Below are 23,097 nucleotides of genomic sequence, written 5' to 3'. Positions count from 1 at the left end.
TATCCCCAGACACAAAAAAAGCTGCACAAGGCAGCTTTTTTAGTACTATCAGTAATTATGCAAACGGACTGCGTAATACTATAGTTTCTACACGGTCAGGACCTGTAGAAATAATATCAACAGGTACACCGGTGATTTCTTCAATGCGTTTGATGTAATCAAGTGCCGCTTTTGGTAGCTGCTCAACAGTAGTAGCACCCACTGTATTTTCAGTCCAACCAGGCATCTCTTCATATACTGGCGTTACTTTATCATAACCTTCAGCAGCAAGTGGCGTCACATTAGTGATAGTGCCATCTTCTAACTGATAACCAGTACAGATTTTTAGTGTTTCTAGACCATCTAACACGTCTAGTTTAGTTAAACAAAAACCTGAGATAGAGTTAATTTGTACTGCACGGCGCATTGCCACAGCATCTAACCAACCAGTACGACGTAGGCGACCTGTTGTAGCACCAAACTCATGGCCAACAGTACCTAAGTGCTTACCTACTGGGTCTTGTTTTTCAAGGCCATCGTAAAGCTCTGTAGGGAAAGGACCAGAACCAACACGCGTAGTGTAAGCTTTGATAATACCAAGTACGTAATCAAGGTTTAATGGACCAAAACCTGCACCTGTAGCAACGCCACCGGCAGTGGTATTTGAAGACGTTACATATGGATAAGTACCGTGATCGATATCAAGTAATGTACCTTGCGCGCCTTCAAACAAGATGTTGTCGCCCGCTAAACGCGTTTGATCAAGTAACTCAGTTACATCAACAACCATTGCTTTAAGGATATCTGCAACAGCCATTGCATCATCAAACGTCTGTTGGAAATCTACCGCATCTACTTTGTAATAATTTACTAAAGTGAAGTTATGGTATTCCAATACTTCTTTAAGCTTCGCAGCGAATAATTCAGGGTTGAATAAATCACCGATACGCAAACCACGACGGGCTACTTTATCTTCATAAGCAGGACCTATGCCGCGACCTGTTGTACCAATCGCTTTATTACCACGTGCTTTTTCACGAGCTACATCTAATGCGATGTGGAAAGGCAAAATAAGCGGACATGCTTCACTGATCAATAAACGTTCACGTACTGGTACGCCACGTTCTTCAAGCATGCCAATCTCTTTCATTAGCGCTTCTGGTGAAACAACAACACCATTACCAATCACACACTTAACATTGTCACGTAATACACCCGATGGAATAAGGTGTAAAACTGTCTTTTCACCTTCGATTACCAGTGTATGACCAGCGTTATGGCCACCTTGGTAACGAACTACTAAAGATGCTTTGTCTGTAAGGAGGTCAACTACCTTACCCTTACCTTCGTCACCCCATTGGGTGCCTAATACAACAACGTTTTTACCCATTGTAAATTCACTTAGAAAAAATTAGGACGAGATTTTACCAGATAATGAGGGGAAAGATCACCCCCGTTTAGGTTATTTTTTCTGCGCAGTCGTACCACGACCTTTGCAATAAAAATTAACTGGTTGAATAACATTAAGTTACTCATGAAAATTCATCTTACTAAAAGAAAAACCCTGCATACACAGGGTTTGGATTTGTGCTAGATTTAGAAAAAGATTACTGCGCTGCAGCACCTTTCATATATCTAAAGAAGTCACTGTCTGGTGATAATACCATTACGTCTTGCTTATCTTTAAAGGTCTTTTTATAGGCCTCTAATGAACGTACAAAACCAAAGAATTCAGCATCTTTATTGTACGCATTGGCATAAATAGCCGCAGCTTTTGCATCGCCTTCACCGCGAACGGTACGGGCATTACGCTCAGCATCAGCCAGCATTACTGTGACACGACGGTCAATGTCAGCGCGAATCGTTTCGGCTTTTTCTTGACCTTCAGAGCGATGCTCTTTAGCAACAGCAGTACGCTCTGCACGCATACGTTGGTAAATCGAATTACTCACTTCTGACGGTAAATTGATTTGCTTAACACGTACATCAAGTACTTCAATACCAAGCTCTTGAGCACTTTCAGAAGCTTGAACTAATGCTTCTTCCATTAACTCGCTACGCTCACCGGAAACAATCTCACGGATAGTACGTGAACCAAAGTTAGTACGTAGACCATTATTTACTTTTTGCTTAAGTAGTGCTTCAGCGTATTGCTTATCACCACGGGCACGTAAGTAAAAAGCACTAAAATCACTAACACGCCATTTAACGTAAGAATCAACGATTAAGTCTTTTTTCTCGCTAGTAACAAAACGATCTGGCGTACCATCTAAAGTTTGAATACGCGCATCAATACGGCGTACTTGGCTAAAGAAAGGCACTTTGAATTGTAAGCCAGGGCCATAAACAATTGCTTTATCATCACTGTCTTTTTGCACTTTACTGAATAGCATAACAATTGCTTTTTGCCCTTCAGGTACTACGAACACTGACGAAAAAGACAACACAACGGCCGCTAATAATATAACTAAACTAAAGTTTTTCATTGCGCTTATCTCCCGTCGTTAAAGCGATCAGCACCAAAGCGGTCTGAACTTGAGTTCACAGTGCTATTGCGCGATGTATTAACTTTATTGCGTAAGTCGTTAATATCACTTGAGCTCGGTAATGCAACACGGGTTGCGTTCCCTTGCTTATCCATGATTTTATCAAGCGGTAAATACATCATATTATTGCCGCCCTTAACATCAACTAGCACTTTTGAACTGTTACCTAGCACTTCTTCCATGGCATCAATATATAAACGCTCACGGGTTACACGCTTAGCAGCCTGATATTCAGGTAATAGCTTTTCAAAACGCGCGACTTCACCTTGTGCTTCTAAAATAATGCGCTCGCCGTAACCTTCTGCTTCTTGCGTCATACGAGTAACTTGACCACGAGCACGTGGTTCAATTTCACGCGCGTATGCTTCAGCTTCACGAATAAAACGTTGTTCATCTTCTTGTGCGGCAATGGCATCATCAAACGCGTCTTTAACTTCAGCCGGTGGGCGTGAGTCTTTAAAGTTAACGTCAGTTACGATCAAACCTAAGTTATACGGTTCGACGATTTTATTCAGTTCATCCCAGGTATTTTGACGCACAACCTCACGGCCATTCGTTAATACTTGGTCCATTTTTGAATGACCAACAACATAACGCAGTGCACTCTCTAGCGCTTCTTCTAAGCTAGAATCAGCATTAGTTACACTAAATTTGTATAGGAAAGGATCAATAACACGGTATTGCACCTGAAACTCAACGCTTACCACGTTTTCATCTTCAGTGAGCATAAAACCAGACGTCGATAATGAGCGAACGGCTTCAATATCAACCGGAATTACCGTTTCAATAAACGTCATTTTCCAACGCAGACCTGGATCTGCAATGCGGTCAAATTGACCAAAATGTAAAACGATGCCGCGCTCTGCTTCTTTCACGGTATAAATACCGCTCAATGCCCATACAATTGCAGCAATGATCAGTACAAATGAAAGACCAGCTCCACCAAGTCCGCCGCCGCCATTGCCGGATTTTTTACCGCCAAATAAGCCACCAAACTTGCTGCTGAATTTACGAAACACCTCGTCTAAGTCAGGTGGGCCTTGATCACGTCCGCCTTTTTTGTTCCACGGATCTTTGTCATTGCCATTATTACCCGGTTCATTCCAGGCCATAGCTATACTCCATTGTTATCTAAATAATTTAGGTAATTACGTTAAATCTAACAAAAATACCGCAGTTCTCATACTAAAAATGACATTGTGCGGTAGTTTTTTCGAATTACGAAATAAAAGCGTCGATTTCAGGACCAAACTCTTTTCTTAAACGATTCCATTCTACCATAGGCAGTCGAGTAGCAAGTAACCAATGACCCTGTTCATCAAAGTCTTCTTGATGCACGGCATTTAAATTGAACAACGCAGCACGTAAACGACCATATTGCGGAGCTAATTTAAGCGTATGAACAAACATTTTCTTTGCTAACAGCTCGCTGATAGCTTCAGACAATAGTTCACACCCTGCGCCACTGTGTGCCGACAACCATACTCTAATAGGCATGCCTTCATCGTCACGGTCAATACGTGGTTCAATATCTTCAAGCGCATCAATTTTGTTGTAAACCAACAATTGCGGCACTTCATCAGCTTCTATTTCTTTAAGAACCGATTGTACCTGTTCAATATTCTCTTTACGACGATGATCCGCAACATCGACCACATGAAGTTGTAAATCAGCTTCACGAGTTTCGGTTAGCGTCGCTTTAAATGCGGCAACTAAGTCATGGGGTAAATGACGAATAAAGCCAACGGTATCGGCTAAAATTATCGAACCAACATCTTCTATTTCGAGTTTGCGTAAGGTTGGATCAAGCGTCGCGAACAGTTGGTCAGCAGCATACACATTAGAGTTAGTAATGCGATTAAATAGCGTCGACTTACCCGCATTGGTATACCCTACCAACGACACCGTAGGAATTTCATTGCGGTTACGAGCACGTCTACCTTGCTCACGCTGCACTGCCACTTTCTCTAAACGCGCGCGAATACTTTGAATACGAACTCGCAATAAACGTCGATCTGTTTCTAGCTGAGTTTCACCAGGCCCGCGCAAACCGATCCCGCCTTTTTGGCGTTCAAGATGCGTCCAGCCTCGGATCAAACGCGTCGACATATGACGCAATTGTGCTAGCTCAACCTGCAACTTACCTTCATGGGTACGTGCACGTTGCGCAAAAATATCAAGAATAAGCGTCGTTCTATCAAGCACACGACATTGGCAAACGCGTTCTAAATTGCGTTCCTGTGACGGTCTGAGTTGATGATTAAAAATGACGACATCTGCGTTGTGGATTTTGACAATCTCAGCGATTTCTTCAGCCTTTCCGGTACCGACGAATAGTTTCGGATGTGGTGCTTGACGGCTGCCTTGCACAACCGCCAAACTGCTAACACCAGCAGAAGATACCAACATTTCCAATTCATGAAGATCTTCACGATCCCCTTCTTTTGGAAAGTCGATATGAACTAAGACTGCCTGTTCGCCGGCTTCATAACGGTCAAACAAACATTATGCTCCTAATTTAAAAATTTCCAGCTTCAGGCTCTTCACCGTCTTCGCTTCCTTGAATACCTTGGAAGTTAACAGCACGAGCAGGAACTACGGTAGAAATCGCATGTTTATACACCATTTGATTCACGGTGTTTTCTAGTAAAATAACAAATTGATCAAATGACTGGATCTTACCTTGTAGTTTGATGCCATTAACCAAAAAGATTGATACTGGAATACGCTCACGACGTAGCGCATTCAAAAATGGGTCTTGTAACGATTGGCCTTTTGCCATGTTATTTTCCTTCGTTCTAGGTGTTATTATAATTAAGTGGCTGAACTCATTTAACAAAGCTAAAAAATTTCAACTACTACTAGCTTAGCGAACTTACAACACGTTGCAAGTTTTCTTCATCACCCGTTGTTAACCACGTTACATCGGGCCAACCTCTTAGCCACGTCAATTGACGCTTAGCAAGCTGTCGTGTTGCTGCAATACCGCGAAAGACCATTTCATCGTAATCAATCTCGCCAGCAATGTAATCCCACATTTGTCTATAACCCACGCAACGAATGGAAGGTAAGTTAGGGTGTAAATCCTTACGTTGATATAGGGATGAAACTTCATTTTCAAACCCCTGCTCAAGCATTATTTTAAACCTTTGTTCAATTCGCTGGTGTAAATCGGCGCGATCATCAGGCGCAATAGCAAATTGATGAAAAGTATACGGTAAACTCGGCTGCTTACTTTTTTGTAATTCAGTCATTGTTTTACCCGTTAATCGGTAAACTTCAAGGGCGCGGTTAATACGTTGCGAGTCATTCTCGCTCATTTTTTGTGCCGCTTGCGGATCAATTATCTCAAGCTCTTTATAAAGTGCCGGCCAGCCATGTTGCTTGGCTTGTTGCTCAAGCTCTGCTCGTACTACCGGGCATGCTTCAGGTAATGGCGATAATCCATCAATTAACGCTTTAAAGTACATCATTGTACCACCAACTAATACAGGCACTTTACCTTGTTGGTGAAATTGGTCAATCTTTTCAATTGCATCACGACGAAAATCAGCTACTGAGTAACTTTCGCTAGGGTCGATTAGATCAATTAAATGGTGTGGCGCAAGCGCTAACTCATGTTGATCTGGTTTTGCCGTACCTATGTTCATATCTTTATACACTAAGGCTGAATCGACGCTGATTATTTCAGTTTTTAAATGTTGGCATAAGGCGATTGCTAATGCAGTTTTGCCTGCAGCGGTTGGGCCCATTAAAAAAATGACCGGTAAATTACTCAACTCGATAACCTTAATCTAACTGTGCTAAAAAATAACTTAAATCTATTTTAACTGCTTTTGCAGATAAACGCTGGATTGTTTGCGGATTATTTTGCATTCGCGTAACCGCCAAGGCAAAAGCTTGGCTGGCAAAAAAGCGCTCGGGCACTTGGCTAAGCTGCCAGTTTAGCCATTGCTCCACACTATTAAGCTCAGCCTTAGTGGCTTTTAATAGCGCATCTACGGCTTGGCTCACATCAAGCAGATACAAACTCTGTGGTAACTTTTTAACCATCACAAATTGCTTTTCAATCAATAACTCAAAGCCCAGCAAGGTAAACCATGATTGTTGCTGTGTTAAGCTTTGGCTGTCTTCTTTACTGATATTAACTCGCACAGGCAATAGTAAGGCTTTTCCTTCTAAGCTGCCTTGCTCAGCAATAAGCTCAAGCCAATCATTGACTAATAAATATTTAAAGTGTGAGCAATATAATTGCTGTTGCAGGCTAAATACACAACCGCCATCACTTTGTACCAGCAACGGCTGCGCACTTTGCGTCTGTAACAATGGTGCTACTTCTTGAGTAACGCCAATAGGTTGATCAAAATGGCTGGCGTGTTGCTCATTGACCCCTTGATAAAACGCACTCACATCTTGATGATTTGTCCGGCTCGCTTGCTTGCTTCGCTCGCTTGAACCTGCGTATCCACCACCACTAGGTGCTGGATTAGCACCGTAGCGAGCTTGCTCCGCTGGTTGTAAGTGCGACTTAGGATAATCAAACAAACTGCCTGCTGTATTGCTGGAGTGAGCGGGTGTTGCTGTATGCGCTGCTTTAGCATCGCTATGTTGCGAATCAACATGCTGAGTAACACCAGCAAACTCATCTTGAAGCGGCACCACGACTTGTTTAATTGCCTGCAGAATAAAATCATGCACTAAGCGACCTTGATGAAAACGCACTTCGTGTTTCGCAGGATGTACGTTTACATCCACTTGACGCGGATCAATGTCGATATAAATAACAAAGCCCGGTAGCTCTTCTTGGCCTGCGACTTCTTCGAACGCTTGGCGAATGGCATGAGAAATAAGCTTATCGCGCATCATACGATTATTTACATAGGTATATTGCGTAGTATTACTCGAGCCAACTGGTAGCACCCAACCATGTAGCTGCAAGCCTGTATCGCCTGACTCAATATATAACCCCTGCTCAGCAAAGGCTTTACCTGCAACCTGAGCGACCCGAGCAATAGCCTGTGCAGGGTCGGTTTTAGCACGATATTGACGCACTACTTTATCGTTATGGGTGAGGGTAATTGACACATCAAAACGGCTCAGGGCAATACGCTTTATTAACTCATCAATGTGAGTAAATTCGGTTTTTTCGGTGCGTAAAAATTTACGTCTAGCGGGCGTATTAAAAAATAAGTCTTTAACTTCAATGGTGGTCCCGTCAGGGTGAGCAGTGGGTTTAATCTGCACCGCCATATCTCGCCCCTGTGCAAATGCTTGCCAAGCCGCCTCTTGCTGTTTGGTTTTTGAGCTAAGTGTCAAACGCGATACCGAACTAATAGACGCCAATGCTTCGCCGCGAAAGCCCAAAGAACAAATATTTTCTAAATCATCAAGGGACTTTAATTTACTAGTAGCATGACGAGAAAGCGCCAACGTGAGCTCGTCTTTATCAATGCCTGAGCCGTTATCACGAATGCGAATAAGCTTATGACCGCCGCGCTCAATATCAATTTGAATACGTGTTGCGCCTGCATCTAGGCTATTTTCAACGAGTTCTTTGACCACAGATGCGGGTCTCTCAACCACTTCGCCCGCAGCAATTTGGTTAGCTAATCGCGCGGGTAATATTTCAATGCTCATACTGATCCTAACGATTTTAACTTTGCGGAATGTCTAACTCTTGACCAATAAACAAGGTATTAGATTTTAATTGATTGACTTGCTTAAGCTTACCTACTGATACCCCATAGCGACTAGCTAACAAACTTAACGACTCACCAGGGCGAACTTTATGTTTAGTGGGATATTGCGATTTTAACGACGCAAACAGCGAATCATCCGGAGGATTTTTCAGATAATAGCTTTTGATAGAAGTAAATATTGCTTTCGCTAAGCGCTCTTGGTGATTAGCACTTTTTAATAGTTTTTCTTCTCGCGGGTTTGAAATAAACCCAGTTTCGACCAAAATAGATGGAATATCTGGTGACTTTAATACCGCTAGGCTAGCCGCTTGCGGCTCTTTTTTATGTAACTTAGCGACCTTTTTAAGCTCATGAACCATGCCTTCAGCAACGCTGAAACCGGTTTTCATCGAATGATCCATCGACATATCCAACAGCGCCTGCGCCAAGTACTTTTCACTGGCCGTGTCTTTAATCACTCCAGCAGCACCACCGAGTAGCTCTGAATGTTTTTCTTTATCTTCTATCCATTTACCAATTTCTGAATTAGCACGACGAAGTGATAACACCCAAACAGAGGCGCCATTTGGTTGCGGGCTAGTAAATGCATCCGCATGAATTGAAACTAAAAAGTCAGCCTTTTTCTGCCTTGCACGGCTAGTGCGGGTATTAAGTTTGACAAAGTAATCTCCACTTCGCACCATTCGCGAAATCATCCCGCGCTCGGCATCAATCATCCGCTCTAAGCGTTTGGCAATTTGTAATGTGATATCTTTTTCATAAGTACCAGAAGGACCAATTGACCCAGGGTCTTCGCCGCCATGGCCCGCATCAATAGCAATAATAATATCGCGTTGTTGATTAAGCTCACGCTTTTTAACCCCAGTATTACTCGTTGCAGCTACTGGCTCTGCTTGATTTTTGTCATATAAGTCGACCACTAAACGATTTTTATAAGGTCCCGTTGGCGCCAATGCAAAAATCACCGGTTTAACGGCCCCTGTAAGCTCAAAAACAAATCGTACCCCCTGGCTGCTTTTCGCTTTCGAGTAACGTAGTTTACTGACGATTTGATGCTTACTGGGAATAGTTGGTAGGTCTTTTATTTTATCTGTATTTTCTAAATCGACCACTAAGCGCAGTGGATTTTTTAGCATAAAATAACTGAAGTCGGGCTTATCCGTTAAGTCGAATACTACCCGCGTACTATCTGGCGATGGCCACACCCGTACACTATTGATAGTATTTTGTGCATAGAGATTAGCACTGATTGCTAACAGCAAAAAAGCACCCATCCACTTTATGACAACTCGACTCATCGGTATCTTCACACCCTTGTTATTTGTTGTTATTCACTATGGTTTTTGAGTTTATCCACGATACTGTGACCACGCGGGCTAATACTTTGGATCTCAATTGCTCGTGCATCGCCGACATAACGTAAAGTAATATCTAAGTCTGGTGTTGGGATAAACTCGCCGCCTTTTTCAGGCCATTCCACCACACAAATAGCTGTTGGCGAAAAATAATCTCGAATACCCATGTATTCTAATTCTTCTGGGTCGCCTAAACGATATAAATCAAAATGATAAACATTGGCCGTTGCCAACTCATAAGGCTCCACCAGCGTATAAGTTGGACTCTTAACTTTGCCTTGATGACCAAAGCCTTGGATCACACCACGTGTTAAGGTGGTTTTGCCTGCTCCCAAATCACCGTGTAAGTAAATAACTGCCCCTTGCTCCATTAGCATAGCAAGTTGATTGCCCATTTTAACCGTTGCAGCTTCATCAGCGAGTTGAAAACCAACACAGTGCGTCATTCTAACCTCATGGATAGTATTAAAAACGATAACTTGTTAATCATACCAGATTATTTTACTAAGGCGAGAATCGACACTTATAGACACAAAAAAACCGGCAAAGTTGCCGGTTTTTTTTGTAATTAGGATTATAGACCTAATTTTTTCTCAAGATAGTGGATATTAGTACCACCATTTTGGAAATTTTCATCCGCTAAGATGCGCTTATGTAATGACGTATTAGTTTTAATACCGTCAATCACAAGCTCATTCAATGCATTACGTGCACGGGCAATTGCTACATTACGGTTTTCACCGTAAGTAATTAATTTACCGATCATTGAATCATAGTGTGGTGGCACTGTGTAGTCAGCATAAATATGGCTGTCCCAACGAATACCTAAACCACCTGCTGGGTGGAAACGCGTAATTTTTCCCGGTGACGGGATAAACGTTTCAGGGTCTTCAGCATTAATACGACACTCAATTGCATGACCACGGATAACGACATCGTCTTGCGTGAATGATAGTGGTTGGCCCGCTGCAATTTTTAACTGCTCTTTGATCAAATCAACACCGGTAACCATTTCTGTCACTGGATGCTCAACCTGAATACGAGTGTTCATTTCAATGAAATAGAACTCACCATTTTCGTATAAGAACTCAAATGTACCCGCACCACGATAACCGATTTCGATACATGCACGCGTACAACGCTCACCGATAAACTTACGCACTTCAGCAGTAATACCTGGTGCTGGCGCTTCTTCGACTACTTTTTGATGACGACGTTGCATAGAACAATCACGTTCACCTAAGTGAACAGCATTACCTTGCCCGTCAGCCAATACTTGAACTTCGATATGACGTGGGTTTTCAAGGAATTTTTCCATGTAAACCATGCTATTACCAAAGAACTGTTTTGCTTCTTGTTGCGTTAAAGCGATTGAGTCAATTAACTCAGCTTCACTGCGAACAACCCGCATACCACGACCACCACCGCCACCAGCGGCTTTGATGATCACTGGGTAACCGATACGTTTAGCGATTTGCATGTTGCGGTCTTTATCATCCGATACCGGACCATCTGAACCTGGTACACATGGTACGCCAGCTTTACGCATTGCTTCGATTGCAGATACTTTATCGCCCATTAGACGAATCGTGTCGCCGCGCGGACCAATAAACACAAAACCACTTTGTTCAACTTGATCAGCAAAATCAGCGTTTTCTGCAAGGAAACCATAACCCGGGTGGATAGCAACTGCATCGGTTACTTCAGCTGCCGCAATAATGCGCGGAATGTCTAAGTAACTTTCAGTGGCAGAAGGTCTACCAATACATATTGTTTCATCTGCAAGCAATACATGCTTAAGATCGCGATCCGCCGTTGAATGCACAGCAACCGTTTTGATCCCAAGCTCTTTGCAGGCGCGCAATATACGAAGTGCAATTTCACCTCGGTTTGCAATGACTACTTTATCTAACATTAGAGTTGGCCTTTTAGGTTGCGCTATTATTCAATGATGAATAAAGGTTGATCAAATTCTACTGGCTCGCCATTTTCAACTAAAATCGCTTTCACTGTGCCCGCTTTATCTGACTCAATTTGGTTCATCATTTTCATCGCTTCGATGATGCAAAGCGTATCACCTACTTTAACTTGTGAACCCACTTCTACATATGAAGGCGCTTCAGGAGAAGCTGCTTTATAGAAAGAACCTACCATTGGCGATAATACTTGATGGCCAGTAGGACCGGCAGGTGCTGCCGCTTCTACGTTTGCAGCTGTAGGGGCTGGAGCCGGTGCTGGAGCGTACTGTGGTGCATAATGTGGAGCGTAAGCAGGACCTGCACTCATATTATTACGATTGATACGTACTGATTCTTCACCTTCGGTGATTTCTAATTCAGCAATACCTGATTCTTCTACTAGTTCAATTAGTTTTTTGATCTTGCGAATATCCATGAACGACCCGCCTGTTAGTTTGTTAGTTTAAAATTAATTCGAGTTTTGCAACCGATTGACAGCAGCTTCAAGTGCTGCGCGATAACCCATTGCGCCTAATCCACATATCACGCCCTGCGCCACATCAGAAAAATATGAATGATGACGAAACGCTTCCCGCGTGTGCACATTAGTTAAGTGCACTTCAAAAAACGGGATATCAACAGCCAGTAACGCATCACGTAAAGCCACGCTTGTATGCGTAAATGCCGCTGGGTTGATAATAATGTAATCAATGACCTGCCATGCACTATGTATGTGCTCAATTAAAGCTTGCTCACTATTACTTTGAAAATGCGTTAGCTCAACATCTAGACCATGCGCAAACTCAGTTAGTTCGCTCATAATCTCACTCAGTGTTTGTAAACCGTATTTTTCTGGTTCACGCTTACCCAGCATGTTTAAGTTAGGGCCATTTATAACTAAAAGTTTAAATTTTGCAGCCATAATACGCGATAATCCTATAAATAATGAGTTAAGCCATTTTGATTAGAAATCCCCGCAAAATGTAGAGGGGAAAAACTAAAATAGCAAGTATTTCTCACGTTAACCACCTATTATAGCCAGTTCGATGTAAATAGCAGCAAAATACTGGTCTAATCACTAGTAGCCACCACAAAAACAAAAACGCCACTCATATAAAGTGGCGTTTAAAATAGCGGTGCGAAAAATGTTTATTTAGCGCTATTTCTCACTTTTGCTAAATGCTCAGCAAAGTCCTTGGCATTTAAAAAGCCCGTCACACGCTGTGCTGCAAGCTCTTCACCTTGTGTATCAAAAAACAAAATACTGGGTAAACCAAATACCGAAAACTCTTCCATTACAGCAATTGTTTTATCATCACTTTCGGTCAAATCAATTTTTAACAACTCAAAGTTTGCAAACTCACCTTGTACTTTAGCGTCAGGAAAAGTGTATTTCTCGAACTCTTTACACGCAACACACCAATCTGCATATAAATCGACCATCACTAAACGACCATCACTGTTTGCATCATTTATTGCTTGTTTGAGCTCAGCTAAGTCAGCAACTAATTTAAAGCCGCGCTCTTGTTGCTCGCCATTTGCGGCACTAACAACTTGCGCTGTTGGCCATATATAGTTTTTAGTTAAGCTCACACCGCTAACAACTAATAACGTTGCAACAAACCACAATGCAGTTTTTAACTTACCTTGTGTTTGAGCGCTCTGCCAATGATGTAAATACAAGGCCGTTGCTAATGCTAATAAGCCCGCCATAAGTAATATGATGTCTGCATCGACAATACGTTCAAGCAAGATCAATGGCACTACCAGCATGATAAAACCAAACAGGGTTTTAACTTGTTCCATCCAGCCGCCTGCTTTTGGCAATAATTTACCGCCGGAGGTGCCTAATAACAGCAGCGGAATACCCATCCCTAAACTCAGCACATACAAAGTTAAGCCGCCAACTAAATAATCGCCGCTTTGCGCAACAAACAATAGCGCAGCTGATAACGGTGCAGTGGTACAAGGTGACGCAATTAAACCCGATAAAACCCCCATTAAAAACACGCCAATGTAGTTGCCGCCTTTTTGATTATTACTTACTTGTGTGAGCTTATTCATCATGCCGCTAGGGAGCTTTATTTCGTACCAACCAAACATCGACATAGCGAGTAAAACGAATAATAAACTAAAACTAATCAATACATATGGGTGCTGCAAATAACCTTGCACTTGACCACCAAGTGATGCAACCACAAGGCCCAGCGCCGCATACGTAACGGCCATACCCTGCACATAAACAAAAGAAAGCGCAAAAGCTTTTTTAGTGGAAAGATTTTTTTGTCCTGCAATTAGGCTCGACAAAATAGGAAACATCGGAAATACACATGGCGTAAATGCCAAGCCAATACCGACCAAAAAGAAAATCGCTAAGTTCGCTAACAAACCTTGCGAGGCCAGTTTTTCAGTAAAGTTTAATTCTTTTTCTAAGTCATCTTCTTGCGTTACAACATCTTCTGTAGCAGCCGCTGATTCAGCGCTAAGCGCAGCTAATGCATTGCCTGCTGTTGCATTATCAGTTGCAGGGATTTCACCGGCAATCATACTCAATGGAATGGTGATGATTTCTGGCGGGTAACATAGCCCTGCTTCAGCACAGCCTTGATAACGTACTTTAATTACGCCACCTTCAGCTATATTACTTAGCTTGCTGATCACACTCAGTGAATCAAAAAACACTGCTGTTTTGCCAAAGAACTCATCTTCAATGATCACGCCTTTACCAAGATCAGGCACTTCAATATCAGCACCTTTACCAATAATTTCTAGCTTCTTTTTATATAGGTAATAACCTGGCGCAATATCCCAACCAATAAAAAGAGTGCTGCCTTGCTGATCAAAATCAAATGAAAATGCCTGATCAACAGGTAAAAATGTTTGCTCTGCGGGCTGCAGCAAATCACTTAATAAATTATTAGTTGCAGCCTGTGCTGGCATTAACGACAGCGCACAAAGCAATAAAAGAAAACAACGCATTAATTAAGTACCTCATCCATCCAATTAAAATAGGCTAAATTGCCAGTGGCCACATCAATAACCTGTATTTCAGGAATTTCATAACTATGTAATTGCTTGATAGTTTGAATCAATTCATTCATTTTTTCTGACTTTGTTTTAATTAATAATTTACACTCGGTTGCATAAGCAACCTCTCCTTGCCACATATAAACAGATTCCACATTTGGAAGAATGTTCACACACGCAGCTAATTTAAGCTTAACTAATTGCTCAGCCATGGAGCGTGCCTCACTTACATCTGCGCAAGTGGTAAAAATAAGTCGAAAATGAGTCGTCATATTGAACCTTTGATTGATTGCTCTGCCCAATGCCATAGTAGCTGATAGCTAAGGCAAAGTGTAGTTAACCTAAACTGCGGATAATAAATCGCTTAATCAGAGTTCAGGCTATTTAGCCAACACAGCTTTACCACTAGCCTTGAAAAAAGACCTGATAACCCACATTTATATTTCATCAACTCAACTGAGTGATCACTATTTAGAGAGCCTTATGTTTAGATTTTTGTTTTTATTATTTATTCTCGTGCCAATTATTGAAATTGCGTTGTTAATTCAAGTAGCTGATGTAATTGGTGGATTCGCCACTATTGCACTGGTTATTGTAACCGCAATATTCGGCGCAAAATTAGTTAGAACACAAGGTATGGGCGCACTGCAAAATGTGCAAACACAAATGGCGCAAGGGCAAATGCCAGCCAAAGAATTATTTACCGGTTTATGTGTGATTATCGCCGGCATATTATTGCTAACTCCAGGCATTATGACCGACGTATTCGGTTTTTTATTATTGACCCCGGCCATTCGCAATAAACTAGCTGCAGGCCTTGCTAGTCAAGCAACGGTGCGTATGAGTGCAGGCATGCAACAAGGTCCAACAGCATTTAATCAGCACACTCATGCAGAGCCAGAACCTCGCAAAATGAGTGAGCCGACCACTATTGATGGTGAGTACGAGAGAAAAGATTAAAAATTTTAATTTTTATCACTTGGGTTTTGAAGCAATACCCCCATTACTGAGTACAACTAAATCAATTGCCTTGAACCACAGGGTTTAATGCAAACTGGTACATATAAAGCTTTTTTCTGTCCTGTTCAGAAACTGTTAGGAGAACTAAATAAAATGAACATTCGTCCTTTACATGATCGCGTGATCGTTGAGCGCCTAGAAGAAGAAACCAAATCTGCTGGCGGTATTGTATTAACTGGTTCTGCGGCTGAGAAATCAACCCGCGGTAAAGTTATTGCAGTGGGTAATGGCCGTACTCTAGATAACGGTGATGTGAGAGCATTAGAAGTTAAAGTCGGTGACACTGTGTTATTCGGCTCATATGTTGAAAAAGCTGAAAAGATCGAAGGTCAAGAGTACCTGATCATGCGTGAAGACAATATTTTAGGCATTGTAGGCTAAAGCTACTTTTCGTTTAACAAACATTCAGAATTCAGAGGAAATTAATCATGGCAGCAAAAGAAGTACTTTTTGCAGGTGACGCACGCGCTAAAATGCTAGCTGGCGTAAACATCTTAGCAAACGCAGTTCGTGTAACTTTAGGTCCTAAAGGCCGTAACGTAATCCTAGACAAATCATTTGGCTCTCCAGTGATCACTAAAGATGGTGTATCAGTGGCAAAAGAAATCGAACTTGAAGACAAGTTTGAAAATATGGGCGCACAAATGGTTAAAGAAGTTGCATCTAAAGCAAACGATGCAGCCGGTGACGGTACAACTACTGCAACAGTATTAGCACAGTCAATTGTAAACGAAGGCTTAAAAGCGGTTGCTGCGGGCATGAACCCAATGGACCTTAAGCGCGGTATTGATAAAGCAATCATCGCAGCTGTTGCTGAGCTAAAAGAACTTTCAGTACCATGTGCCGATGCAAAAGCAATCGCTCAAGTGGGTACTATTTCAGCTAACTCTGATAAAGAAATTGGCGACATCATTGCAGAAGCAATGGAAAAAGTAGGCCGTAATTCAGGTGTAATCACTGTTGAAGAAGGTCAATCACTTGAAAACGAACTAGATGTTGTTGAAGGCATGCAGTTTGACCGTGGTTACTTATCTCCATACTTCATCAACAACGCAGAAAAAGGCGCTGTTGAATTAGATAACCCATTTATTCTACTTGTAGATAAAAAAATCTCTAATATTCGTGAGTTGCTACCTACATTAGAAGCCGTTGCTAAAGCAAGCAAACCATTACTTATCATTGCTGAAGACCTTGAAGGCGAAGCACTAGCTACTTTAGTTGTTAACAACATGCGCGGTATCGTTAAAGTATCAGCAGTTAAAGCACCTGGTTTTGGCGACCGTCGTAAAGCAATGCTACAAGATATCGCAGTATTAACTGGTGGTACGGTTATCTCTGAAGAAATCGGCCTGGAACTTGAAAAAGCAACAGTTGAAGATTTAGGTACTGCAAAGCGCGTAGTTATCACTAAAGATGATACAACTATCATCGATGGTGCAGGCGAAGAAGCTGGCATCAACGGTCGCGTTGCGCAAATCAAAGCACAAATCGAAGAAGCAACATCAGACTACGATAAAGAGAAACTACAAGAGCGCATGGCTAAACTTGCCGGCGGTGTTGCGGTAATCAAAGTAGGTGCTGCTACTGAAATCGAAATGAAAGAGAAAAAAGACCGCGTTGAAGATGCACTTCATGCAACTCGCGCTGCGGTTGAAGAAGGCGTAGTGCCTGGTGGTGGTGTTGCACTAGTACGTGCAGCAAGCAAACTTGTTGATTTAGTTGGTGACAACGAAGATCAAAGCCACGGTATCAAAGTAGCACTACGTGCTATGGAAGCACCACTTCGTCAAATCGTTACCAACGCAGGTGACGAAGCGTCTGTTGTTATTAACGCAGTTAAAGGCGGCACGGGTAACTTCGGTTACAACGCAGCAACTGGCGAATACAACGACATGATTGAAATGGGTATCCTAGATCCAACAAAAGTAACGCGCTCTGCACTACAATTTGCAGGCTCGATTGCTGGCCTTATGATCACCACTGAAGCAATGGTAGCTGAAATCCCAAAGGATGAAGCTGGCGGCGCTGATATGGGAGGCATGGGCGGCATGGGTGGTATGGGCGGCATGATGTAATTCATCTCCTAACCATCTAGCTAAAATAAAAACCCAGCTTCGGCTGGGTTTTTAGCTTTAAGAGCAACGATAAAGTAGCAAATAAAATGACTCCAGCGTATTGCAGTGCTTTTTAACTGTATGCCAAAACCATACTCAGAGTTAATTTTATTTATAAGACATAATTAAGGATATTAAGATGAATAAAAAGCCTGAACTGATCATCTCGTCACTCGATGCTGATAGATTGTATGATTTAATGGAATCATTACCAGCAGGAAGCTTTGCTGGCGAAAAAGAACTTGAAGCTGAACTTGGCCGCGCAACAATCGTTGAGCCAAAAGATGTGCCTTCGACAGTGGTTACTATGAACTCAACGGTAAACTTTATCGTTGAATCGACCCAAGAAGAATTCACTAAGACCTTAGTGTATCCAAAAAATGCTGATGCAAGTGCTGATAAAATATCAATTTTAGCCCCTGTTGGTAGCGCCTTACTTGGTCTATCGCAAGGTGATGAAATTGAATGGCCAAAACCAAGTGGCGGTCTCATAAAAGTAAAAATAAAAGCAATCACTTATCAGCCAGAACGAGCCGGTGAGTTACATCGATAATATTTAGTGTTATTAAAAACCCAGTGAAAGCTGGGTTTTGTTTTTAAAGATAATAAGTTTAAAACCTAGCGCCAGCCACACGTAAGTCCAGATTTATCGGGAAAAGCTTTCTGACTGAAGTCAGATCTACTGATAAATCTAGCACCGCACTTAACGTACCAGTCTTTTGTCCTCGGGTTATATTTTCTTATATGCTAAAAAGCATCTTTAAGCACTGCATTATTTCAAGTTAGGACAATGACAAACATAAAACAGCATATAGGTAGCATGGCATTAGTTGTAGGGAATTATGATGATGCGATTGCATTTTACACTCAAAAACTGGGGTTTGATTTAATCGAAGATACTGATCAGGGTAATGGTAAACGCTGGGTATTAGTATCACCACCGAACTCTAATGGCACTAATTTATTACTCGCACAAGCAAGTACTCAACAGCAGTTAGAGGCTGTGGGCAACCAAACTGGCGGCCGAGTGTTTTTATTTTTACATACCAATGACTTTTGGCGAGATTATGAATTAATGCAAAAAAATGGCGTTAACTTTAATGAACAGCCCCGCGTAGAAGAATACGGCACCGTTGTGGTATTTGAAGATTTGTATGGTAATAAATGGGACTTACTACAATTAAATTAAAAGCAGTCAGTGAGAGGTCACTAATCGCGATAAATCACAACCTACTGGCTTAATATGGAACCTCTGGTTGACTTGATATTGCTCAATTAACCCTCATTAACTAACTATTAGTAACCATATTAAACACAAATGGATTTATTAGATAAGGTCAGTCTTGGAACATTACTGCTGCATTGGCTTGTAGTGAGCATATTATTGCTGATTGTGTTTTGGGCCATGATGAAAATTATTGCTGATTGTGTTTTGGGCCATGATGAAAATTGTCGCTTGGGGTAAAACCATGTCACGAGGGGCTTTTTTATTTTTGTCGTTCTTTGCGCTTATTTCGTTATTCCCTATTCCACCCCCGCAACTTGAGAATGTACAAAAAGCCAAACAAGAGCAACGTAAACGCAAAGAAGACTCCGGCGATCCACCAGAAGAGGACGAAGGTGAAGCATCGCGCTGAGATTCTCAGCTAACGATGCTTGAAAAACACTATCAATGAATCACATTATTGCTGACTAATTTGATATAAACGCTGTGCTTGGCTATTTGAATCTTTGCTGACGCTACGAAATTCTTCAGCATCACTGGCATTTTGCACAGAGATCTCACGAATTCGCTCTGCCAAGTTTTTCACATTTTCGGTTACTTGTGATTGCTCTTCAGTCGCTACAGCAATGCTTGATGAACGCTCTTTAATATCATTAAACGCGGTAACAATACTTTCATACTGTGCACGTGTTGTTGCTGAGCGCTCGTTCACCACCTCAGAGTATTCACGGCATTGCCCAATAACGTTAACCCCTCGACTAGCGGCTTCTTGCAATTGGCTGATCATGGTTTCAATCTCGCCAGCCGATTGCTGAGTACGATGTGCCAAGGTTCTAACTTCATCAGCCACTACCGCGAAACCACGTCCTGATTCACCTGCTCGAGCGGCTTCAATGGCAGCATTAAGCGCAAGTAGATTAGTTTGTTCTGAAATATTCATGATCACATCAAGCACCGAGCCCACTTGTTTTGAGTCTTGTGCAATCCGTGAAATGGCATCTGATGATTCCGTTAATTTATCAAATAATAACTGGATTGATTCGGCATTCTTCTCAATAACATCAAAACCAGAATTCACTAAATCAGCTGATTGCGTAGTAATATCTGCAACGCTCAAAACATCTTGTGAGGCTGATGAGGCTGCTATCGACATTTCATGAATTGCCTCAGCCAACATGTTGTTTTCTTCCATCAACTCTTGGGTACGAATTTGGCTGTTATTACTTAAGGTATCCATCGCTTCAGCGTTGTTTTTAACCGCAGCGGCTTCTGCTTGGATCTGTTCTAAAATCTTAATCAGATGATCGCCATAATCATTAATCGCTTCGCATAAGTGGCTCATTTCATCACTTCCGCGCACCGCCAGTTTTGAATTCGTGCGACCTTGCACCAACATTCTAACTTGCTCTGTGGTGGTGTTAATTTGCTGCACCAGGCGATTACCAAAAATCAGTAATACTGATACAAAAGCGAGAATAAGGGCGATAAATGAACTGTATAAATAATAAGTGAGGGTGTTAACGGTTTTCTTGGCAATTGCGGCAGGAATAATAACCCCGGAGCGCCAATTTTGCTCTGCCAATGAGTAAGTTACTAAAATAGATTGGTCATTATTAACCACACCACTGGCAAATTCAGCAACAGTTGTATTACTGTTTTGCAAGGCGCTGACCAACGGCTTTAAGCTACTGTCTTTACTGGCAACCTGAGTAAGGCTCATCATTGCTAAATTAGTATTGCGTATCGATGGAATCGATACCAGTTGCTCGGCGCTATCTAAAATAAAGTTATAGGTGCCCGTAGCATTGTTCTCTGCGATCAATGAGCTTTCGATAGATGCCAGTTCAACGTCTAAAGTGGCAACCCCCCAAAATTGGTTATCACGGATTATTTTCACGGAACAGGTAACCATCGGTACATTCGATACCGTGTCTACATAAGCTTCGGACCAAACGCACTCACCCCGATTAGCGTTAATGGCATTTTTATACCAGGTTTCTTGTTGATACGCGCTGCTGTCGGGCTGGTTATAATCATCTAAAAGTTTATATTGGCCATTACCTGTTTTCGCCCAGAAAAGAGATGCCTTTGCTGCTGAAGGCAGCATTTTATTCGGCTCAGGCCAAATACCACCACCCGCAATACCTTTGCCACTTGCAATCAAAGGAGCAATATTTTCAATAAAGGCCGCTTGCTGCAATGGCAAAGTCTCGGCTACCACGGCTAAGCTTTGCGTTAAGGTGGCACTTTTAGCTAAATCTTTTGCTAACGATTCGCCGATCACCTTTGCTTGTAATTTTGCGCTGGATATAGCGTCATTTTTAATGATTGGCGTAACAACTAGCTGCATTATTCCTGACAGAATAATTAAAGCAAACAACAGCAGCAGAAAACTCCCTAGGTACATTTTTTTTTGTATCAACATCTTCTTTTTACCTCAGTAGTAAATAATAGCCGCGCAAATTAGAGTATAGGGACTGTGCTGTATTTAGCAAAACGAGTTCCTAAAAATAGTGACCAAAAAGTATATTTAACCGCTATTTACCATTAATGAGCTGCCTGACAATCGCAAATAAATCACTTGGCAACATGCCGCGCTCCCCTTCGCGTTCTGCCAAAATATCGGCTGCTTTAGCGTGCAATGTCACACCGTAACATGCGGCTTGATCAACAGCGAAACCTTGAGCAAGTAACGCACCTATGATGCCGGTAAGCACATCACCACTGCCACCAACGGCAAGCGCTGGATTACCATTTTCGCACAACCAAGTTTGCTGCCCGTTGGCGATCAGGCTACCCGCGCCTTTCAGCACACTGGTACTGGTATAACGTTTAGCTAAATCCGTAGCAGATTGAAAGCGATTTGCTTCAATCTCAGCAATTGAAACTTTCATTAGCCGTGAGGCTTCACCAGCATGCGGGGTTATTATGCAATTTTTAAGGCGATACTCTAAAACATGCTTAGCCAACAAATTTAAGCCATCAGCATCAATAACTAATGGTAAATTATTTGCTAAGCAATATTGTATAACCTGCTCAAATGCGATTTGCGCCCAACTATCCTGACCAAGACCTGGACCAATAATGACACAATTTGCCCATGCAAGGGCTGCGGATAAACTGTCGCAACTGACCATTAATTCAGGGCGACCACGACTAACGACTTGTACACTGCTTTGATGAGTATAAACACGCACCATTGCAGCACCTGTACGAAGTGCTGCTTCACTTGATAAACGAATGGCCCCGCTAGTACCTTGATTCCCACCGACGCATAACAGCTTGCCGTGGTTCCCTTTATGGCTATTGCGACTTCGTGCAGCAAGTGGTTTGAAACTAGTGATATTGATAAGTGTTGCGCTAGCATCCACTAACTTGGTAAATGATTCTGCGATCCCTAAATCATTAAAAATGATTTTTCCTGCAGCACTTCGCCCGGCACCGGTTACTAAGCCTTGTTTAATCCCCACAAAAGTAACGGTAATAGTAGCCTGAATAGCGATGCCAAGTGGCTGCCCGGTGTCGGCGTCTATGCCTGAAGGTAAATCAATTGCCACTATTGCGCTAGGTTGCGCGTTGGCATCTTCAATCATCGTTAAAAATGGCCGACGAACTTGACTATTAATTCCGGTACCTAACAAACCATCAATAATAATATCGGCATTATTGAGGCGACCTTGCGTGTAACTTTCAACTTCGCCCCCCAATGCTTGCCAACGTTGCTGAGCTGTAAGCGCATCCCCGGTGAGATGTCTACTGGTATCGGCTGCAAGTACAATGACTTCTTTACCGGCTTGCTTGGCAAGGCTTGCCACAATATAGCCATCGCCCGCATTATTACCATAACCGACCAGAATAAAGTAGCGCTGAGCATTCGGAAAATGCTCGATACACTGCGAGAATACCGCATGCCCTGCGCGCTCCATCAAAGTGAACATGCTAACGCCTGCCAAGGTCGCTGCTTTTGCTTCGTGCTCCCTCACCTGCTTTGCCAAAAATAGTTGCTGTGCTAGGCCTTGATTCTGCATATTGATCCATAATAGAAGACGGGCTGTTTACTTAGACTATTAGCCACAGCTGCTAGCGTCAAGGAATGTCGTCACCAACATTTTCAGGCTAATTTAGGAGGTATACTTAGGAAGGATGGTCTTTTCGTTTGCTTTTGTTGCTGCAT

The 23,097-nt window shown here is 42.3% G+C and carries 22 protein-coding genes; 6 read left to right on the top strand and 16 right to left on the bottom strand.

The features are described 5' to 3' along the window. Window positions 1-55: 55 nt before the first annotated feature. The 14 genes from H5186_RS10215 to cutA all read right to left on the bottom strand — a co-directional run bounded on the left by H5186_RS10215 (window position 56) and on the right by cutA (window position 14,836). Window positions 56-1,369, bottom strand: coding sequence for an adenylosuccinate synthase (locus tag H5186_RS10215; RefSeq protein ID WP_182718929.1), 1,314 nt, complete (start codon window positions 1,367-1,369; stop codon window positions 56-58). Window positions 1,370-1,586: 217 nt separating this feature from the next. Continuing rightward, a complete protein-coding gene (hflC, locus tag H5186_RS10210) occupies window positions 1,587-2,465 on the bottom strand; it encodes a protease modulator HflC (RefSeq protein ID WP_149980500.1) in 879 nt (292 codons plus the stop codon). A gap of 5 nt (window positions 2,466-2,470) precedes the next feature. Then, window positions 2,471-3,637 carry an FtsH protease activity modulator HflK gene (gene hflK, locus H5186_RS10205; protein ID WP_149980499.1) on the bottom strand — a complete coding sequence of 389 codons (1,167 nt, stop codon included), beginning with the start codon at window positions 3,635-3,637 and terminating at the stop codon, window positions 2,471-2,473. A gap of 106 nt (window positions 3,638-3,743) precedes the next feature. Next, window positions 3,744-5,027: a ribosome rescue GTPase HflX gene (gene hflX / locus H5186_RS10200; RefSeq protein WP_149980498.1), complete on the bottom strand. Its 1,284-nt coding sequence runs from the start codon at window positions 5,025-5,027 to the stop codon at window positions 3,744-3,746. Window positions 5,028-5,043: 16 nt separating this feature from the next. Next, on the bottom strand, window positions 5,044-5,307 hold the full coding sequence (gene hfq / locus H5186_RS10195) for an RNA chaperone Hfq (protein ID WP_064668197.1): 264 nt from the start codon (window positions 5,305-5,307) through the stop codon (window positions 5,044-5,046). 79 nt (window positions 5,308-5,386) lie between these two features. Beyond that, window positions 5,387-6,304 carry a tRNA (adenosine(37)-N6)-dimethylallyltransferase MiaA gene (miaA, locus tag H5186_RS10190; protein ID WP_149980497.1) on the bottom strand — a complete coding sequence of 306 codons (918 nt, stop codon included), beginning with the start codon at window positions 6,302-6,304 and terminating at the stop codon, window positions 5,387-5,389. Between the two features lie 10 nt (window positions 6,305-6,314). Beyond that, the gene (mutL, locus tag H5186_RS10185; protein WP_182794433.1) at window positions 6,315-8,162 is read right to left on the bottom strand and encodes a DNA mismatch repair endonuclease MutL; all 1,848 of its coding nucleotides are present in this window, start codon (window positions 8,160-8,162) and stop codon (window positions 6,315-6,317) included. A gap of 16 nt (window positions 8,163-8,178) precedes the next feature. Continuing rightward, a complete protein-coding gene (locus H5186_RS10180; RefSeq protein ID WP_182718927.1) occupies window positions 8,179-9,522 on the bottom strand; it encodes an N-acetylmuramoyl-L-alanine amidase in 1,344 nt (447 codons plus the stop codon). Window positions 9,523-9,551: 29 nt separating this feature from the next. Further along, entirely contained in the window at window positions 9,552-10,025 is a 474-nt protein-coding gene (gene tsaE, locus H5186_RS10175; RefSeq protein WP_145238089.1) for a tRNA (adenosine(37)-N6)-threonylcarbamoyltransferase complex ATPase subunit type 1 TsaE, read from the bottom strand. 128 nt (window positions 10,026-10,153) lie between these two features. Further along, window positions 10,154-11,494 (bottom strand): acetyl-CoA carboxylase biotin carboxylase subunit, encoded by a 1,341-nt coding sequence (gene accC, locus H5186_RS10170; protein WP_145238085.1) that lies wholly within the window; start codon window positions 11,492-11,494, stop codon window positions 10,154-10,156. Window positions 11,495-11,520: 26 nt separating this feature from the next. Further along, window positions 11,521-11,973, bottom strand: a complete 453-nt coding sequence (accB, locus tag H5186_RS10165) for an acetyl-CoA carboxylase biotin carboxyl carrier protein (protein ID WP_182794432.1) — start codon at window positions 11,971-11,973, stop codon at window positions 11,521-11,523. A gap of 33 nt (window positions 11,974-12,006) precedes the next feature. Continuing rightward, on the bottom strand, window positions 12,007-12,459 hold the full coding sequence (aroQ, locus tag H5186_RS10160; protein WP_145238079.1) for a type II 3-dehydroquinate dehydratase: 453 nt from the start codon (window positions 12,457-12,459) through the stop codon (window positions 12,007-12,009). Window positions 12,460-12,686: 227 nt separating this feature from the next. Continuing rightward, entirely contained in the window at window positions 12,687-14,516 is a 1,830-nt protein-coding gene (locus tag H5186_RS10155) for a protein-disulfide reductase DsbD (protein WP_182718925.1), read from the bottom strand. Further along, the gene (gene cutA / locus H5186_RS10150) at window positions 14,516-14,836 is read right to left on the bottom strand and encodes a divalent-cation tolerance protein CutA (RefSeq protein ID WP_145238073.1); all 321 of its coding nucleotides are present in this window, start codon (window positions 14,834-14,836) and stop codon (window positions 14,516-14,518) included. The genes H5186_RS10155 and cutA overlap by 1 nt, the downstream gene beginning before the upstream one ends. Window positions 14,837-15,047: 211 nt before the next feature. Here cutA and H5186_RS10145 point away from each other — a divergent pair, with 211 nt between their 5' ends. From H5186_RS10145 to H5186_RS10120, 6 genes are all read left to right on the top strand, one after another. Further along, window positions 15,048-15,524, top strand: coding sequence for an FxsA family protein (locus tag H5186_RS10145; RefSeq protein WP_182718924.1), 477 nt, complete (start codon window positions 15,048-15,050; stop codon window positions 15,522-15,524). A gap of 153 nt (window positions 15,525-15,677) precedes the next feature. Next, window positions 15,678-15,965 (top strand): co-chaperone GroES, encoded by a 288-nt coding sequence (locus H5186_RS10140; protein WP_145238066.1) that lies wholly within the window; start codon window positions 15,678-15,680, stop codon window positions 15,963-15,965. A 47-nt stretch (window positions 15,966-16,012) separates the two neighbouring features. Continuing rightward, on the top strand, window positions 16,013-17,659 hold the full coding sequence (gene groL / locus H5186_RS10135) for a chaperonin GroEL (RefSeq protein ID WP_145238063.1): 1,647 nt from the start codon (window positions 16,013-16,015) through the stop codon (window positions 17,657-17,659). 178 nt (window positions 17,660-17,837) lie between these two features. Then, window positions 17,838-18,251, top strand: a complete 414-nt coding sequence (rnk, locus tag H5186_RS10130; RefSeq protein ID WP_145238060.1) for a nucleoside diphosphate kinase regulator — start codon at window positions 17,838-17,840, stop codon at window positions 18,249-18,251. A 237-nt stretch (window positions 18,252-18,488) separates the two neighbouring features. Further along, on the top strand, window positions 18,489-18,887 hold the full coding sequence (locus H5186_RS10125; RefSeq protein ID WP_149980488.1) for a VOC family protein: 399 nt from the start codon (window positions 18,489-18,491) through the stop codon (window positions 18,885-18,887). Between the two features lie 250 nt (window positions 18,888-19,137). Continuing rightward, the gene (locus tag H5186_RS10120) at window positions 19,138-19,335 is read left to right on the top strand and encodes a hypothetical protein (RefSeq protein ID WP_182740568.1); all 198 of its coding nucleotides are present in this window, start codon (window positions 19,138-19,140) and stop codon (window positions 19,333-19,335) included. A gap of 45 nt (window positions 19,336-19,380) precedes the next feature. Here H5186_RS10120 and H5186_RS10115 read toward each other — a convergent pair whose 3' ends face one another. Next, window positions 19,381-21,348, bottom strand: a complete 1,968-nt coding sequence (locus H5186_RS10115) for a methyl-accepting chemotaxis protein (protein ID WP_182718917.1) — start codon at window positions 21,346-21,348, stop codon at window positions 19,381-19,383. Between the two features lie 112 nt (window positions 21,349-21,460). Next, window positions 21,461-22,951: an NAD(P)H-hydrate dehydratase gene (locus H5186_RS10110; protein WP_182794431.1), complete on the bottom strand. Its 1,491-nt coding sequence runs from the start codon at window positions 22,949-22,951 to the stop codon at window positions 21,461-21,463. Window positions 22,952-23,097: the final 146 nt, after the last annotated feature.

The sequence above is a fragment of the Pseudoalteromonas sp. SG41-2 genome, assembly GCF_014164535.1.
GTDB lineage: Bacteria > Pseudomonadota > Gammaproteobacteria > Enterobacterales > Alteromonadaceae > Pseudoalteromonas > Pseudoalteromonas rhizosphaerae.
Note: the sequence above shows the minus strand (reverse complement) of the source record. Positions and strands in the feature narration are given on the sequence as shown.

What these genes read in the sequence shown, in the direction of transcription:
- H5186_RS10215 (WP_182718929.1), bottom strand. Translation starts at nt 1,369, where the DNA reads ATGGGTAAAAACGTTGTTGTATTAGGCACCCAATGGGGTGACGAAGGT.
- hflC (WP_149980500.1), bottom strand. Translation starts at nt 2,465, where the DNA reads ATGAAAAACTTTAGTTTAGTTATATTATTAGCGGCCGTTGTGTTGTCT.
- hflK (WP_149980499.1), bottom strand. Translation starts at nt 3,637, where the DNA reads ATGGCCTGGAATGAACCGGGTAATAATGGCAATGACAAAGATCCGTGG.
- hfq (WP_064668197.1), bottom strand. Translation starts at nt 5,307, where the DNA reads ATGGCAAAAGGCCAATCGTTACAAGACCCATTTTTGAATGCGCTACGT.
- mutL (WP_182794433.1), bottom strand. Translation starts at nt 8,162, where the DNA reads ATGAGCATTGAAATATTACCCGCGCGATTAGCTAACCAAATTGCTGCG.
- H5186_RS10180 (WP_182718927.1), bottom strand. Translation starts at nt 9,522, where the DNA reads ATGAGTCGAGTTGTCATAAAGTGGATGGGTGCTTTTTTGCTGTTAGCA.
- tsaE (WP_145238089.1), bottom strand. Translation starts at nt 10,025, where the DNA reads ATGACGCACTGTGTTGGTTTTCAACTCGCTGATGAAGCTGCAACGGTT.
- accC (WP_145238085.1), bottom strand. Translation starts at nt 11,494, where the DNA reads ATGTTAGATAAAGTAGTCATTGCAAACCGAGGTGAAATTGCACTTCGT.
- accB (WP_182794432.1), bottom strand. Translation starts at nt 11,973, where the DNA reads ATGGATATTCGCAAGATCAAAAAACTAATTGAACTAGTAGAAGAATCA.
- aroQ (WP_145238079.1), bottom strand. Translation starts at nt 12,459, where the DNA reads ATGGCTGCAAAATTTAAACTTTTAGTTATAAATGGCCCTAACTTAAAC.
- H5186_RS10155 (WP_182718925.1), bottom strand. Translation starts at nt 14,516, where the DNA reads ATGCGTTGTTTTCTTTTATTGCTTTGTGCGCTGTCGTTAATGCCAGCA.
- cutA (WP_145238073.1), bottom strand. Translation starts at nt 14,836, where the DNA reads ATGACGACTCATTTTCGACTTATTTTTACCACTTGCGCAGATGTAAGT.
- H5186_RS10145 (WP_182718924.1), top strand. Translation starts at nt 15,048, where the DNA reads ATGTTTAGATTTTTGTTTTTATTATTTATTCTCGTGCCAATTATTGAA.
- H5186_RS10140 (WP_145238066.1), top strand. Translation starts at nt 15,678, where the DNA reads ATGAACATTCGTCCTTTACATGATCGCGTGATCGTTGAGCGCCTAGAA.
- groL (WP_145238063.1), top strand. Translation starts at nt 16,013, where the DNA reads ATGGCAGCAAAAGAAGTACTTTTTGCAGGTGACGCACGCGCTAAAATG.
- rnk (WP_145238060.1), top strand. Translation starts at nt 17,838, where the DNA reads ATGAATAAAAAGCCTGAACTGATCATCTCGTCACTCGATGCTGATAGA.
- H5186_RS10125 (WP_149980488.1), top strand. Translation starts at nt 18,489, where the DNA reads ATGACAAACATAAAACAGCATATAGGTAGCATGGCATTAGTTGTAGGG.
- H5186_RS10120 (WP_182740568.1), top strand. Translation starts at nt 19,138, where the DNA reads ATGATGAAAATTGTCGCTTGGGGTAAAACCATGTCACGAGGGGCTTTT.
- H5186_RS10115 (WP_182718917.1), bottom strand. Translation starts at nt 21,348, where the DNA reads ATGTTGATACAAAAAAAAATGTACCTAGGGAGTTTTCTGCTGCTGTTG.
- H5186_RS10110 (WP_182794431.1), bottom strand. Translation starts at nt 22,951, where the DNA reads ATGCAGAATCAAGGCCTAGCACAGCAACTATTTTTGGCAAAGCAGGTG.